General features: G+C 40.3%; 14 protein-coding genes. 7 read left to right on the top strand and 7 right to left on the bottom strand.

Translation table 11 applies throughout. From position 1 onward, the window contains the following. Window positions 1-20 precede the first annotated feature (20 nt). On the bottom strand, window positions 21-725 hold the full coding sequence (locus tag ABTV71_RS11880) for a DsbA family oxidoreductase (protein WP_433903327.1): 705 nt from the start codon (window positions 723-725) through the stop codon (window positions 21-23). 110 nt (window positions 726-835) lie between these two features. Here ABTV71_RS11880 and ABTV71_RS11885 point away from each other — a divergent pair, with 110 nt between their 5' ends. Next, window positions 836-1,651: a patatin-like phospholipase family protein gene (locus ABTV71_RS11885; protein WP_433903328.1), complete on the top strand. Its 816-nt coding sequence runs from the start codon at window positions 836-838 to the stop codon at window positions 1,649-1,651. Between the two features lie 94 nt (window positions 1,652-1,745). On the opposite strand, the gene ABTV71_RS11890 is transcribed toward ABTV71_RS11885, so the two are convergent. Then, window positions 1,746-2,591: a glycerophosphodiester phosphodiesterase family protein gene (locus ABTV71_RS11890; RefSeq protein WP_245971259.1), complete on the bottom strand. Its 846-nt coding sequence runs from the start codon at window positions 2,589-2,591 to the stop codon at window positions 1,746-1,748. Between the two features lie 428 nt (window positions 2,592-3,019). Between ABTV71_RS11890 and topA the strand changes: the two genes are divergently transcribed. Genes topA through cmk form a run of 3 tightly spaced genes read left to right on the top strand, consistent with a single transcriptional unit; the run spans window position 3,020 to window position 6,530 of the window. Beyond that, window positions 3,020-5,419 (top strand): type I DNA topoisomerase, encoded by a 2,400-nt coding sequence (gene topA, locus ABTV71_RS11895; protein ID WP_433903329.1) that lies wholly within the window; start codon window positions 3,020-3,022, stop codon window positions 5,417-5,419. 2 nt (window positions 5,420-5,421) lie between these two features. Beyond that, window positions 5,422-5,835 (top strand): hypothetical protein, encoded by a 414-nt coding sequence (locus ABTV71_RS11900; RefSeq protein WP_433903330.1) that lies wholly within the window; start codon window positions 5,422-5,424, stop codon window positions 5,833-5,835. After that, window positions 5,835-6,530 (top strand): (d)CMP kinase, encoded by a 696-nt coding sequence (gene cmk, locus ABTV71_RS11905; RefSeq protein ID WP_121122033.1) that lies wholly within the window; start codon window positions 5,835-5,837, stop codon window positions 6,528-6,530. Before ABTV71_RS11900 ends, cmk begins: the two co-directional genes overlap by 1 nt. Window positions 6,531-6,590: 60 nt before the next feature. Here cmk and ABTV71_RS11910 read toward each other — a convergent pair whose 3' ends face one another. The 4 genes from ABTV71_RS11910 to ABTV71_RS11925 form a co-directional block, all read right to left on the bottom strand. Then, entirely contained in the window at window positions 6,591-6,884 is a 294-nt protein-coding gene (locus ABTV71_RS11910) for a hypothetical protein (protein ID WP_121122035.1), read from the bottom strand. Between the two features lie 161 nt (window positions 6,885-7,045). Continuing rightward, window positions 7,046-8,245 (bottom strand): pyridoxal phosphate-dependent aminotransferase, encoded by a 1,200-nt coding sequence (locus ABTV71_RS11915; RefSeq protein ID WP_121122037.1) that lies wholly within the window; start codon window positions 8,243-8,245, stop codon window positions 7,046-7,048. Between the two features lie 96 nt (window positions 8,246-8,341). After that, window positions 8,342-8,716, bottom strand: a complete 375-nt coding sequence (locus tag ABTV71_RS11920) for a DUF1573 domain-containing protein (RefSeq protein ID WP_104382153.1) — start codon at window positions 8,714-8,716, stop codon at window positions 8,342-8,344. A gap of 98 nt (window positions 8,717-8,814) precedes the next feature. Further along, complete coding sequence (locus tag ABTV71_RS11925; protein WP_433903331.1) at window positions 8,815-9,780, bottom strand: KpsF/GutQ family sugar-phosphate isomerase; 966 nt, start codon at window positions 9,778-9,780, stop codon at window positions 8,815-8,817. Window positions 9,781-9,881: 101 nt separating this feature from the next. Between ABTV71_RS11925 and recQ the strand changes: the two genes are divergently transcribed. The 3 genes from recQ (at window position 9,882) to ABTV71_RS11940 (ending at window position 13,277) form a co-directional block, all read left to right on the top strand. Then, window positions 9,882-12,071 carry a DNA helicase RecQ gene (gene recQ, locus ABTV71_RS11930; RefSeq protein WP_121122042.1) on the top strand — a complete coding sequence of 730 codons (2,190 nt, stop codon included), beginning with the start codon at window positions 9,882-9,884 and terminating at the stop codon, window positions 12,069-12,071. 18 nt (window positions 12,072-12,089) lie between these two features. After that, on the top strand, window positions 12,090-12,905 hold the full coding sequence (kdsA, locus tag ABTV71_RS11935; protein WP_433903332.1) for a 3-deoxy-8-phosphooctulonate synthase: 816 nt from the start codon (window positions 12,090-12,092) through the stop codon (window positions 12,903-12,905). A 99-nt stretch (window positions 12,906-13,004) separates the two neighbouring features. Next, window positions 13,005-13,277: an SGNH/GDSL hydrolase N-terminal domain-containing protein gene (locus tag ABTV71_RS11940; RefSeq protein ID WP_433903333.1), complete on the top strand. Its 273-nt coding sequence runs from the start codon at window positions 13,005-13,007 to the stop codon at window positions 13,275-13,277. A gap of 413 nt (window positions 13,278-13,690) precedes the next feature. On the opposite strand, the gene ABTV71_RS11945 is transcribed toward ABTV71_RS11940, so the two are convergent. Beyond that, window positions 13,691-14,986, bottom strand: a complete 1,296-nt coding sequence (locus ABTV71_RS11945) for a DEAD/DEAH box helicase (protein WP_433903334.1) — start codon at window positions 14,984-14,986, stop codon at window positions 13,691-13,693. Between the last annotated feature and the right edge of the window lie 10 nt (window positions 14,987-14,996).

Genomic DNA, 14,996 nt, shown 5'->3' on the forward strand with positions numbered 1-14,996 from the left:
ACTAAAACTTTTTTCTTTCTTTACTCACATTTTCCGGTTTCAGGATCACAAGAAGATCCATCTTCGCCTCGTTGCTGCAGTGGGGTGACTTGGCTGGCCAAACATTCTTGAATCGTGTTGTGAAAAACTTCCATGGGTTGCGCGCCCGGAATCGCGTATTTCCGGTCAAACACAAAGAAAGGTACGCCGCGGAGGCCGAGGTTGACTCCTTCCTGAATGTCCTGACTGACATCATAAGCATAATTGTCGGAGGCCAGAAGTTCCCGGACACCCTGCTCTGGCAAGCCTGCAAGTCTGGCAAGCTCAATTAGGGTAGGATTATCATTGACATCCAGACCATCGGTAAAATGTGCTTTAAATAATGCTTTTTTTAATGTTGTTCCCTTGCCTTGTGCCTGTGCAAAATGGAGAAGGCGATGTGCTTTTTTGGTATTCACAACGATTGCTTTATCGAAGTTTAACGCAATACCTAGTTCTTTCCCCTGCGCACTGAGCTGTCCTGTCATTGCCACGATATCGTCCATGCTCATTCCCTTTGTCCGGACAAGATAATCATATGTTGGCATTCCTGCGGCATCTTCCGGAAACTCAGGATTGAGCTGATAGGATTTCCAGGTCATTTCTGTCTGAACCTCAGGCGCAGATTCCTGTAGTGCCAGCTCCAGCTTTGTCAAACCAATATAACAAAATGGACAAATGATGTCCGACCAAATTTCTATTTTCATAATTCTTAATTTACTCCGTATATTGTAATCAAAAATACATATTATAACGATGATTATCGGATTACATTGTTGGGCCAATGTCAACATCATTATAATGCAGGTTTAAGCATATGTCAGAGAAAGATTTTTTGAACCGCAAGGTAACACTCGTCCTGGGCGGTGGTGGAGCAAGAGGATTGGTGCATATCGGTGTTATCCGTAAATTGGAGGAAATGGGCTTTGAGATAGATGAGATTGTCGGTTGCTCTATCGGAGCACTGGTGGGAGGGATCTATGCCCAGGGAAAGATGGATGTACTGGAAGACTGGATGCATAATCTCACAAAAAAATCAGTTTTCAATATGATGGACTTCAGTTGGAAGGGATTGGGAATGATGAAAGGTATCAAAGTTTTCAATGCGTTGAAATCGGTGATTCCCGATGCAAATATTGAAACGTTTCCCATTTTATTCAAAGCTGTCGCGACAGACCTGAACTATGAGGAAGAAGTAGTCCTGGATTTTGGGAGCATGTATGATGCGATTCGGGCCTCCATTGCCATACCAGCTGTATTTACTGCTGTCGAGGATGATACCCATGTCTATGTGGATGGTGGAGTGCTCAATCCTTTGCCGATTAACCATGTCACAAAAAAAGAGAATTTAATTATCGCGGTCAATCTGGAATCGAAGCCCGATAAACAATATTCTGTTATCAAAAAGCTGGATACCAAGACCTCAAATTCCCTGGATATTCTTCAGGCATCCTATTATGTCATGCGCCGAAAAATGAGCCGTATGATTATTGATCTCTACCGTCCGGATGTCGTTGTTGATATTCCTTATAACATTTGTAACTTGTGGGATTACCACCGCGCCGAGTTTTTAGTTGAAAAGGGTAGGGAGTATATCGATAAGGCCCTTAAAAATAAAACCAAAATAAAGTAGCCATTGGCATTGTACTGCTTTATTTTGGTCTATGCAATTTAAATCGCCGTCTATTTCATACGGCGATTTGTTGGGCCATTAAAATATCAGGATTTTAAAAGAGATTCGGATAATCACTGATTATTCCGTCCACCTTCAGTACTTTTAGTTGTTCTATCTCCGCTTTTGTATTTACCGTCCATGGAATAACTTTAACATTTGCTTTGTGGTATTGCTTGACAAAGTCGCGATTTACCAACTTATACTGTGGGCTGATGATGAAAGGTGTAAAGCCCAACGCTTCGATTGTCTCCGTTGCATTTTTTGCATAATTGGCATCAATCAGATACGATACTTTTATTTGAGGGTAAGCTTTATTTAGATACTTGACTGCTCGAATATCAAAGGACTGAATGACAGTGCGGGCAGCAATCTTTTTCTCAGTAATCACCTGTACCACTAAATCAACAAATTCTTCCACTCTAGGGTGATAAATACCATCCTTGTTTTCGCTGCTTTTTACTTCGATGTTATAAAACAGGGGTGCATTACGCTTTTGAAGGGCATAGGCTTCTGTACTATCGATGAGGTCAGCGAGTTTTGCAATGCGCGTGACCTGTTTTTTTTGCTCAGGAAATTCTTTGTAAAACTTCGAACCGATATCATACTTAAGGAGATCTTTATAGTTTATTGCGAAAATTTTCAAGGATTTGTCCTTCTCCGCGAGCTCACTGCCATCTGGCTTCAGTACAAATTTTGGATTGAGATAGTCGTCGTGAAAAACAACAACTTTACGGTCTTTGGTGATATGGCAGTCCATTTCCAGCGTCGTTACTTGTGGTAAGTCAATGGAATTTTTCATTGCAGCAATGGACTCCTCGGGGTACAGACCTCGCCCTCCACGGTGGGCTTCCAAACTAAGTTTAGGGAAGCTATTTTCTGTTTTTGCTGGATCTTTCATAACTGAACAAGAAGCAAACGGTAATAATAGGCCCAAAAAGGCTATTCTAAGAAAAAATATTTTCATTTATTTATTGTATTTGAAACAAAATAAGGGTAAATTATCCCGTTTTGAATAGGCGAATATACATAACCTATTTTATTTTTGACGATTTTGAATCACTGGTTCATTCCCTTTTAAGTGTTTTCGAAAGAAAATAAACTAAAATGAATGGTCGAAATTGTTGAAATGAAAAAAGCGATGTTTTTGAAGGTCTGTTAATATCTTTTCTTAGAAGAGGTAAGAGGCTTAGAGGACGATTGTAGCGTGACTGAGAATAATAAAATACACATATATATAAGGAGGAAATCTATTTTTTTTGTCTTTTTTGCAAGAAATTATTGTCATTCCTTTTAGAATTCCCTTTATTTGCACAAATCTCAAATTAGATGGCGAAAAATTTATTGATAGTTGAGTCTCCGGCGAAAGCAAAAACGATAGAAGGATATTTAGGAAGCGATTTTTTGGTAAAGTCGAGTTACGGGCATATCCGTGATTTGGTGAAAACCGATGATGCGATTAATACAGAGAAGAATTTTGAACAGAAGTATGAAGTTCCCTCTGATAAAAAAGCAGTCGTGAGTGAGCTGAAGAAATTAGCTAAGGCAGCGGAAACTGTTTGGCTTGCATCCGATGAGGACCGCGAGGGAGAGGCTATTTCCTGGCATTTATTTGAGACATTGGGATTGAAAGACGAAAGTACAAAACGCATTGTGTTTCATGAGATCACCAAACCAGCGATATTGAAAGCTATCGACAATCCCCGTAAAATAGATTATAATCTTGTCAACGCACAACAGGCGAGACGAGTTTTAGATAGATTGGTAGGTTTTGAACTGTCTCCGGTTTTATGGAAAAAGGTAAAACCTTCTTTATCGGCAGGTCGTGTACAATCTGTTGCAGTTCGATTAATTGTAGACCGCGAACGTGAAATTAATAAGTTTGAACCGGAGGCGGCTTTTAAGATTGTTGCGTTTTTCCATACGGGCAAGATTAAAGATAGTTTTAAAGCCGAGCTTCCGCAACGATTTGCGACGGAAGCAGAAGCGACACGGTTTTTGGAAGATTGTAAAGCAGCGCTGTTTGCGGTTAAAAATCTGGAAACAAAACCGTCAAAACGCTCACCGGCTGCGCCATTTACCACATCTACTTTACAGCAGGAAGCAAGTAGAAAACTCGGCTTCTCGGTCGCACGGACGATGCAGGTTGCTCAACGTTTATATGAGTCGGGGCGTATTACTTATATGCGTACGGATTCCGTCAATTTGAGTGATACGGCTATTGAAGCGGCGGAAAAAGAAATTAAATCGGCTTATGGCAATCAATACCATAAAGTAAGAAAATATAAAACAAAAACTTCTGGTGCGCAAGAGGCACACGAGGCTATACGTCCTACCTATTTTTCAGAACATACCATTGAAGGTGATTCGGCAGAAAAGAGACTGTATGAACTGATCTGGAAGAGAGCAATTGCTTCGCAGATGAGTGAAGCAGAATTTGAACGTACACTGGCGAAGATTTCCATTTCTACACGTCCGGAAGATCTGAATGCTTCAGGAGAGGTGATGAAATTTGACGGTTTTCTGAAAGTATATATGGAATCCGTCGATGATGATCAGGAGACAACACTGGATGAAGATAGCGATAACGCCATACTTCCACCATTGACCGTCGGATTACAACTGACATTGAAAAGCATGTCAGCGACGGAACGCTTTACAAGACCTCCGGCACGTTATACGGAAGCGGCATTAGTGAAAAAATTAGAGGAACTAGGTATCGGTAGACCGTCTACTTATGCGCCAACCATTTCTACAATTCAAAATCGTGGTTATGTTGTTAAAGAAGAACGAGAAGGAAGAGCACGCGACTATCGGGTATTGACCCTCGAGAATGCCGAACTGAAAGCCGTTACAAAAACAGAAATTACAGGTGCCGAAAAAGGGAAAATGTTCCCCACGGATATCGGTATTGTCGTGAATGATTTCTTGGTAGAGCATTTCAATGGTATTGTTGACTTTCACTTTACGGCGAATGTCGAGAAAGAGTTTGACGATATTGCGCATGGATTGACCGAGTGGACAAAAATGCTTCACGATTTCTATGGCCCTTTTCACTCCGAAGTTGAAGATACGCTGGAAAATGCTGATCGTGCCAATAATGAACGTGAACTGGGGATAGATCCAGTTTCCGGAAAACCGGTTTCCGTGCGTATCGGAAAATTTGGGCCTCTGGTTCAGATCGGTTCGCCAGATGATGAGGAAAAACCTCGATTCGCATCTTTACGCAAGGGGCAGATGATTGAAACGATTACCTTTGAAGATGCCATGGAATTATTTAAACTTCCAAAAAAAGTTGGTGTATTTGAAGATAAAGAAATGACAGTTGCCATCGGTCGATTTGGCCCTTATATCCGTCATAATTCCGCTTTCTATTCCTTGCCAAAAGGAGTAGATCCATTGGACGTTACCGAAGAGGAATGCATTCAGATTATTCAGGAGAAACGTCAGAAAGATATTGAAAAAGTGATCCGTGTTTTTGATGAAAATCCGGATGCTCAGATCGAACAGGGCCGTTGGGGACCATTCATCCGTTTTGGAAAGCAGAATCTGAAAATTCCGAAAGGAACAGAAATTGAAAAGATCAGCTATGAAGATGTGCTGAAGTGGGCGGAAGCGGATGCACCGAAAGGTAAAACTGTTAAAGCAAAAACTGCTGAAAAGAAAACAGTTGCTAAAAAAGCACCAGCAAAGAAGGCCCCAGCAAAGAAAACGACAAAGTCTAAATAAGGATGAAAGCAGATTTGCCAGAAAATATAGTAAAAGATATTATGATTGCCGTGGTTTTGGAAGGCGAGACCGTGGAGACGAAAAACTGGACAGTGTACGTTATTAACGATAAAAATGTAGCGATACAGAACGTGCTGATCAGTTCAAAAGGCTACGGTGAAAAAGATGGTCGGCAAGTAACCACCACCACTTTGCGGCATTTCATCGGAAATATCGAAGCAAAATCCTTTGATCGGGTGGAGGCAATCGACGAGCAGGTATTTGGCCTGAACAATGAATATTGGTTGAGCTTTTATATTGACAATATTATTTACGATAAAAAGTATATCTTTTTGCCCGAAAGCATCGTCGATGGTAACCTGACTAAGGTTCCCTTGGTAAATAAACCCGGTGTCATTATAGGAGGAAACGAATAATGAGCACAAGACACAATTTTATCATTGCCATAGATGGTTTTTCTTCCTGTGGAAAGAGTACGCTGGCAAAAGCTCTGGCTAAAAAATTAAAATTTGCCTTTATTGACAGTGGAGCAATGTATCGAGCCGTAACGCTCTATTTTATACGCCATCATATTGCTTTGGACGATCAGCAAGCGATTGATAATGCTCTAAATGATATTCATATTGACTTTATTCCAAACGCTCTAAAAACGGAGATTCACCTGAACGATGAGGATATCTCGGAAGAGATTCGTCAAATGTATATTTCCGATAAGGTGAGCGAGGTCAGTGCGATTAAAGCGGTACGTACCGCCATGGTTGCGCAACAGCAAAAGTTAGGCAGCCGCCGAAATATCATTATGGACGGTCGTGACATTGGTACCACAGTTTTTCCGGATGCCGATCTCAAGATCTTTATGACGGCTGATCCTAAAGTTAGGGCCGCCAGGAGATATCTGGAACTAACGGAAAAAGGGGAGGATGTAACACTTGAAGAGGTGGTGGAAAATCTTGCCAATCGGGACCGAATTGATAGTACCCGTGCAGAGAGTCCTTTGCGGCAAGCTGAAGATGCCATCGTGCTGGATAACTCAAATTTGACTCCGGAACAACAGCTGAATTTTGTCGAAGAAGAATATCTGAAAATTAAAGCAGCCAGGATACAAGCATAAATATGTGCAAGAAAAAAGATGCCGATTGAAAAATCGGCATCTTTTATATTTTAGCCCCAGCTATTTAATACTATTGATTTGCTGTTGCTCCAGTAATTTGTTTACATTGTTTTTCTCTCCAAACTCTGCGGTCTGCTCTTGAAATGATTCCAGTAGCGTTTTGATAGCCTCTGAATTATCCGCTGTACGTTGATAAATCTCAGGAATTGTCTTTTCAATATTCTTATCTCCAAGTTCGATGTTATCTACTTCGATTTTGCCTATTTTTTCTAAAACAGCTTGTTGACTGTTTCTGACATCTTCTAACTCTCTTGCTATTTTTTCCATCAATTGGAACTTCTTCAATTTATCCATATGCAATATCTTTAGTTATACTGTAATAATAACAGTGCTGCTCGAAACTTTGTTTTGTTTTTTTTTCAAAACTAGAAAAAACAGGCTGTATCTCTTGGTATGATACAAAAAAAGCCAGTCCTTATTTTGGGCTGGCTGCAAGCAAAGTTACGCTTTGCTTTTTAATTTGTTCTTCCGGGATATATTTCTAACGCTTTCTCCAGACAGATCAATGCGTTTTTAAGATCATTCTGATTTAGTACATAAGCTAAGCGAACTTGATTTGTTCCAGCACCTTCTGTACTATAGAAGCCAGTTGCTGGCGCCATCATGACTGTTTCATTATTGTAAGAAAACTCTTCCAACATCCATTGGCAAAATTTATCCGCGTTATCGATGGGCAGCTTGGCAACCACATAGAATGCACCGCCGGGGTTAGGAGAGTAAACGCCTTCAATTGCATTTAACCCATTGACCAAGACGTCTCTTCTCGCTGTATATTCTTTGGATACTGCTTCAAAGTAGCTATCTGGTGTATCTACAGCAGCTTCTCCCGCAATTTGACCTTCCATCGATGGACTTAAGCGCGCCTGCGCAAATTTTAATGCAGTCTGATAAAGCGCTTTGTTTTTGGTAATGATACAACCAATACGAGCACCGCATGCTGAATAGCGTTTTGAAACGGTGTCAAAGATGACGACATTATTTTCAAGGCCCTCCAGATGCATAGGGGATATAAACTCCCTACCATCGTAACAGAATTCGCGGTAAGCCTCATCCGAAAATAGATAAAGATCATATTTAAGGCAAAGTTCACGCAGAGCTTCCAGTTCTTCTCTCGAATAAAGGTAACCTGTCGGATTGTTGGGGTTACAGATACAGATTGCTTTTGTTTTTTCTGTAATTACTTTTTCAAATTCAGCTATGGAAGGCAGTGCAAATCCATTTTCGATGTAGGACATGATCGGTTTGATCACAATATCAGATGAGCAGGCAAAGCCGTTGTAATTCGCGTAAAAAGGTTCCGGAATAATTACTTCTTCACCTTCATTCAGACATGCTTGCATGGTAATTGTGATTGCCTCAGAGCCACCATTGGTGACCAAGATGTCCGTAGGTTCAATATTGTAATTTAGCTTGTTATAGTATTCGGCTAATTTTTTACGGTAGGAGGCCGTACCTTCAGAAGGTGTATAAGCCCATACTTTGAAATCAATATTTTTCAAAGCATTAAGCATAATTTCAGGTGTCTGGATATCAGGTTGCCCGATATTTAAATGGTATATTTTTTTACCGTCTTTTTTTGCTTGATCAGCATAAGGCGTCAGTTTTCTGATTGGTGACGCAGGCATATTCAGCCCTTTTTCTGATATTACTGGCATTATAGTTTTTTTAAAATTAGTTGTGCAAAGCTAACCAAAATAAAACGAAAAAAGCCACATCAGGATGTGGCTTTTTTCGTTTTATCTGTCGGATTTTTATTCTACAATCCCTTTAATATAAAGTGTCTTTACAGGTGTTTTTGTATTTGATTGTACCGTAAAACTTTTGGTAAAAGGTGCTTTCGCCGCAGCGTTATAAGTAACCTTAATTGTTCCTGTTTCTCCCGGCTTGATAGGCGTTTTGGTAAATTCAGCCACAGAACAACCACAAGTAGGGACTACGTTTGAAATGATAATAGGCTCACTGCCTGTATTTGAAAATTTAAAATTATATGATACAGGTGTTCCGGCCGGAATTTTGCCGAAATCATGTGTCTCTTTTTCGAATTTAAATTCCCCTTGACCTGCCTGCATAGATGATAAACCGATAAAGGAAATGATCACTGCTAAGATTGTTATATACTTTTTCATGCTTCTAAGATATTACTTTGTGATTAAAATAGTACAACTGATATGCCAAATGTAGTATTTATTGCGAATTTATTACTCATCTAACAACTTTATTACAGTTAGATTATACCTTCTTTGAGCAGGTCTTGTATATGAATGACGCCATCATAGTTCCCCTGATCCGCTACCAGCAATTGGGTGATATTGTTTTCCCGCATGATATGGAGTGCACTGGCAGCAAGTTCGTTTTTGTCGATCACCTTTGGCGATTTGCCCATAATATCTGCTGCGCTGATTGTCGCCAGATCAGTGTGTCTCTCGAGCATACGGCGGATATCACCATCCGTAATAATACCTTGAATCTGTGTGTCCTTTAAGACAGCCACTGCTCCGAGCCTGAAGTGTGTGATAGTGATGATGATATCTCTGACATTTGCATTCAATTGTACGCTCGGTTTGCCGTTTTGATCAGATAGGTCTCTGACTTTTAGGTAAAGTTTCTTGCCTAGGGCACCTCCGGGATGGTATTTTGCAAAGTCCTGGTCTGTAAAATCCCGGCATTCCTGCAGGACAACTGCTAAGGCATCACCCATGGCCAATTGCGCTGTTGTACTTGACGTTGGTGCTAAATTGTTTGGACAGGCCTCTTTCTCCACCGTGGTATTCAGGATATGATCCGCATTTTTGGCCAAGTAGGATTCTGTATTTCCTACCAAAGCCACCAATGTGTTTTTCGTTTGCTTCAGAAATGGAACCAGCACCTTGATTTCTGGGGTATTGCCACTTTTGGATATGGCAATAATCAAATCATACTGTTGAATAATACCTAAATCTCCATGGATGGCGTCGGCAGCATGCATAAAGATGGACGGTGTTCCTGTGGAGTTTAAAGTTGCAACAATCTTTTGTGCTATGATTGCACTTTTTCCAATACCTGTGACGATTACCCGGCCCTGGAGATGGAGGATTTTATTTATCACGGTAACAAAATCATCATCAATATATTGAGCCAGAGCAGCTACTGCTTTTGCTTCTTCCTGAATAGCCTGAATAGCTATATTTTTTATTTCGTAGTTGTTTTTCACAAAAAATACTCTTACTTTTATGTATTAGAATAGATTGCAAAAATAGATTATTTTTCAGGATTATTTCTTCATTTATCTATCTTATTTTTGCCCAAGGCGCAATGGAAATAGAAAAATCACTTTTCGACAATTTACAGGATTTTTTTGGTTTTGATACTTTTAAAGGAGATCAAGAGGCTATTATAACCAGTATTCTTCAAAAAAAGGATACGTTTGTTATTATGCCAACCGGGGGAGGGAAATCAATTTGTTATCAACTGCCAGCACTCATGAGTGAGGGAACCGCAATTGTAATTTCCCCGTTGATTGCTTTAATGAAAAACCAAGTTGATCAGCTTCGTGCATTCGGTGGCGAAGATAGTATCGCTCATTTTTTGAACTCCTCACTGAATAAGAGTGAAATCACTCGGGTAAAGGAGGATGTGCTTGCGGGCAAGACCAAGTTACTGTATGTAGCTCCGGAATCACTTGCAAAGCAAGATAATGTCGAGTTTTTGCATCAGATAACGGTGTCTTTTGTGGCCGTGGACGAAGCGCATTGTATCTCCGAATGGGGGCACGACTTTAGACCGGAATATCGCAAAATACGTCAGGTTATCAATGAGATAGGGGCGAATATTCCCATTATTGCCCTGACAGCAACTGCGACTCCGAAAGTACAATCCGATATTCGCAAAAACTTACAGATGAATGATGCTGTATTATTCAAATCATCATTTAATCGAAGCAATTTATACTATGAAGTACGTCCCAAAAAAGACGTCGTCAAAGAAATTGTACGGTTTATCAAGACAAAATCCGGTAAGACAGGTATCGTCTATTGCCTGAGCAGAAAAAAGGTGGAGGAAATAAGCGAGGTATTGAACCTGAATGGGATCAAAGCGCTGCCGTATCACGCAGGGCTTGATGCGAAGACCAGGGCTGATACACAAGATAAATTTCTGATGGAAGATGTAGAAGTGATTGTTGCCACAATTGCTTTTGGAATGGGGATTGACAAGCCGGATGTCCGCTATGTTATTCACCACGATATTCCGAAATCCATGGAAGGTTATTACCAGGAAACTGGCCGGGCGGGTCGGGATGGAGGAGATGGCTACTGTTTGGCTTTCTACTCAGAGAAAGATGTGGAGAAGCTGACGAAATTCATGAAAGATAAACCTGTGGCCGAACGTGAGATCGGTACACAGATACTCAAAGAAGTTATTGATTATTCCGAATCAGCGGTCTGCCGCCGTAAACAGATTCTTCATTATTTCGGTGAAAATTTTGACGAACAGGGCTGTAGCAACATGTGCGACAATTGCCGTTCGGAAAAAGAATATTTTGAAGCCGAAGAGTCCTTGAAAGACATATTAGGCTTCATTAAGGAACAGGGTGAGAAATTTGATGATCATCATGTCATCAATGTGATGATCGGACAGAACAATCAACCTGTATCTTCCTACAAGCATGACGAACATCGCTTGTTCGGTTCAGGAAAAGACAAAGGCGTTATTTATTGGAAATCTTTGGTAAGACAGGCTGTGTTGGATAATTTCATTGAGAAAGATATTGACCATTATGGCTTACTGAAACTGACCGACATCGGCCGACGTTATCTGGACAATCCATATCAGTTAAAGTTTGTTTTAAACCGGCCTATTGAAGGCGGAGAGAGTACAAGTGGAGAAGATGCCGGTCATGGTACCGGAGCGCTTGATACCACTTTACTTGGTATGCTCAAAGACTTGCGTAAAAAGATTGCCAAGAGTAAATCCCTGCCACCTTTTGTTATCTTTCAAGATCCTTCTTTGGAAGAAATGTGTACACATTATCCCGTCAATATTGACGAATTAAAACAGATTCAAGGTGTAGGAAATGGTAAAGCGATTAAATTTGGCGCTTCCTTTATTGCGCTGATCAAAGACTATGTGGAGGAAAATGAAATCGACCGTCCTGTAGACCTGATTATCAAAAGTACAGCAAATAAATCCGCACTGAAAGTAGCGATTATCCAAAATATTGACCGCAAAATTGCGCTGGATGATATCGCTGCAGCAAAAGGGATTACCTACGAGGAAATATTAAAGGAAATCGAAACGATCGTTAACGCCGGTACGAAGATAAATATCAATTATTTTATAGACGAGATTATCGATGAGGATCGTCAGGATGAAGTATACGATTACTTTAAAACAGCGGAAACTGATTCGATCAACGATGCGCTCAAAGAATTGGGAGGAGACGATTATACGTATGAAGATCTCCAATTGATGCGTATCAAATTCTTATCTGAATTGGGTAATTAAAATTTTTATATAATTTATATGATCAATAAATACATTCCTGAAATAAAGAATGGAACCTCGCAGAATTTCTTTTTAATGGCAGGACCATGTGCGATTGAGGGAGAGGAAATCGCTTTGCGGATTGCTGAAAAAATTGTTACTATTACAGATAAACTCAATATTCCCTATATTTTCAAAGGTTCGTACCGTAAAGCTAACCGTTCGCGTTTGGATTCTTTTATGGGTATCGGTGACGAAAAAGCGTTGAAAATTTTGGAGAAAGTAGGGAAGACTTTCGGTGTTCCGACCGTAACGGATATCCATGAAAGCCATGAGGCAGAAATGGCAGCGGCCTATGTCGATGTCCTTCAGATCCCGGCATTTTTATGCAGACAAACGGATCTATTGGTCGCTGCGGCAAAAACCAATAAAGTCGTTAACGTAAAAAAAGGACAATTTTTAAGTGCCGGGTCCATGAAGTTTGCAGTGGATAAGATTTTGGAGTCTGGCAATGAGAAAGTTTTTTTGACAGATCGTGGGAATACCTTTGGCTATCAAGATCTGATTGTTGATTACAGGGGGATTCCTGAAATGCGTTCTTTTAATGTGCCGACAGTAATGGATTGTACACATTCACTTCAACAACCGAATCAGACATCCGGGGTAACAGGCGGAAAACCAGCATTGATCGAGACCATTGCCAAAGCAGCGATTGCTGTCGGTGCTGATGGTCTATTTATTGAAACCCATCCTGATCCTGCAAACGCAAAATCCGATGGCGCAAACATGTTGCACCTTGACCTACTCGAAGGACTGATGGAAAAATTAGTACGTGTTAGACAAGCTATTTTATAGTATAATAAATAAATCGTAATAGAAAGGAGCCAATAGGCTCCTTTTTTAATCAATTCAAACTCAAATCTAAATTACGGTATGTTTTTAAAAGCTTCTTTCATGGCACTCATGCTGTTCTCGCTTTTGATTGTCAAAGGACAGCAAAAATATACCTGGTTTTCTCCGCTTGAAGATAAACACGTCGAAGGCCGGCTTGACTACCAAAAGCTGACCGCTTTTAACCGACTTCCGGATGAACCGGAGAGGCAAGTCCGTAAGCCAGTATGGGATCGGGCAAATGCTGCCGGAGTCTACATTGATTTTCAGACATCGGCGTCAGAAATAATAGTGCAATATCAAGTTGCTGGTATCCAACAACCTCGATCATCTTAACACAGTACAGTTCGGGAAATATTCATACGTTTTTAATGAAGATAAAAATAAAGAATACCAACAAAGCAGCCGTGTACTAAAGCAACATTTGAAAAATTACAGTCTCAGGGTGTTGGCCAGCTTTTTATGCTATCTAGTAGCGAATTGGAGCTGGACTTAAATTCTACGGTAGATTATGCCCGCCCGAATGATCAGGGGATGGAACGTATTGCCAATGCTTAAGCTGCTGAAGAAAGTGCTAAAATAAAACCTTCATGCTTTCACAAGCATACAAGTGATGAGAAAATCGACTGAAGGTTTTTTATCCCCCAATAAGCCGGTTGTAGTGAGCTCATGGATACCTTGAATGAAAAATACGACTCAAATAATAAAGACATTTGCGTAAAAAAAGGGAAGTTTTTAGCTTCCCTTTTTTATTTCTTTTTTAATTTCATCGTCATCTTTGCTTTTTCACCCCCGCCATAATTGAAAGTTTTGACATTGCTTTCCTTCTTTTGATGAAATGCACCACCACGGGAACTGTCTTCCTGTTCGTCCTTGGTTGCTTTTTTCTTTTTATCATTTACAGGATTGTAAATCTGAAGATCCTCTGGCAGATCCAATACGTCCATTCGCTTGCCAACTGCCTGTTCTATTTTTCGGACCATAGGAAGTTCCAGATCCGTCGAAAATGTCAAAACCACGCTATCCTCATTCTGTTCATTTTTGACTAAATGATTTAAAAATTCCTCCTTTTCATTTGGTAATTCAAATTGAAAAATAAAAGGAATATTTGCGAGATCAAATGTATTGGTGTTTTCTCGGGCAATGATCAAAACGCGAGTTTGCTCACTCTCTATGAAATCTGCCGTTGTTTCAAAACCAAAATCATCATAAAACAGTGGGTTTAGAATAGCGATTTCCTCTTTCTCTTGTTGAAATAGGCTAGTAGCAAGTTTTTGTGCTGTAAGCTTCGAGTTTACAAAAACAATTACCTTTTGAAAAACTTCTTTATCCCGTAAAAGATAATTCAACAAATTGATCTTGGTAGTGAAGTTGGGTAGCTGATATAACAAAAGATCCAGCGTGTCAATGGCTTCGCTTTCCAGTTCATCGACTTCTACCAATGCATAATCTTCATTTAGGTGCGTATCTATCATAGCATATAGTTTCTGATGCGCAACGGTACTGAAGACCAGGTGTTGTACTTTACCACAGCTTTCGGCCAATTCTCTTACAGGATTTTGCATGCCCTGTTTGATGATTTCTTCTGCATCATCGATAATTAATGTTTGGATACGGTTTAGATTGAGAGCTAATTTGAGATAGATTGCCCGCGCACGGTTGGGAGTTGCCACGACAATATCCTTTCCGGCAACTAATTCTTCTATTTCCTCTTCCATACTTCCGCCAGCCCGTAAGCCGATGATGCGAAGATCTCTATTTTTGCTGAGTTGATAGAATTTTTCGACAATCTCGTCGATGCGTTCTTCATTGGGAGCAAGAATTAAAAACTTAGGTGCTTCATCATTTGTGAATTTTAATTTCATCAAGGTCGATAATACATAAGTTGTAGTCTTGCCAGCTCCCTCAGGAGCAATCGCAATTACATCTTGTCCGCCAAGAATTCTGGAGATACACCTACTCTGAATTTCCTTTGGAGCCAAATAACCGAGCTCGGTCATTGTGGCAGTCAATCTTTTGCTTAATTTTAGTTTCTCTAACGACACGTATCCTATA

This window comes from Sphingobacterium puteale, assembly GCF_050986225.1.
GTDB classification, from domain to species: Bacteria; Bacteroidota; Bacteroidia; order Sphingobacteriales; family Sphingobacteriaceae; genus Sphingobacterium; species Sphingobacterium puteale.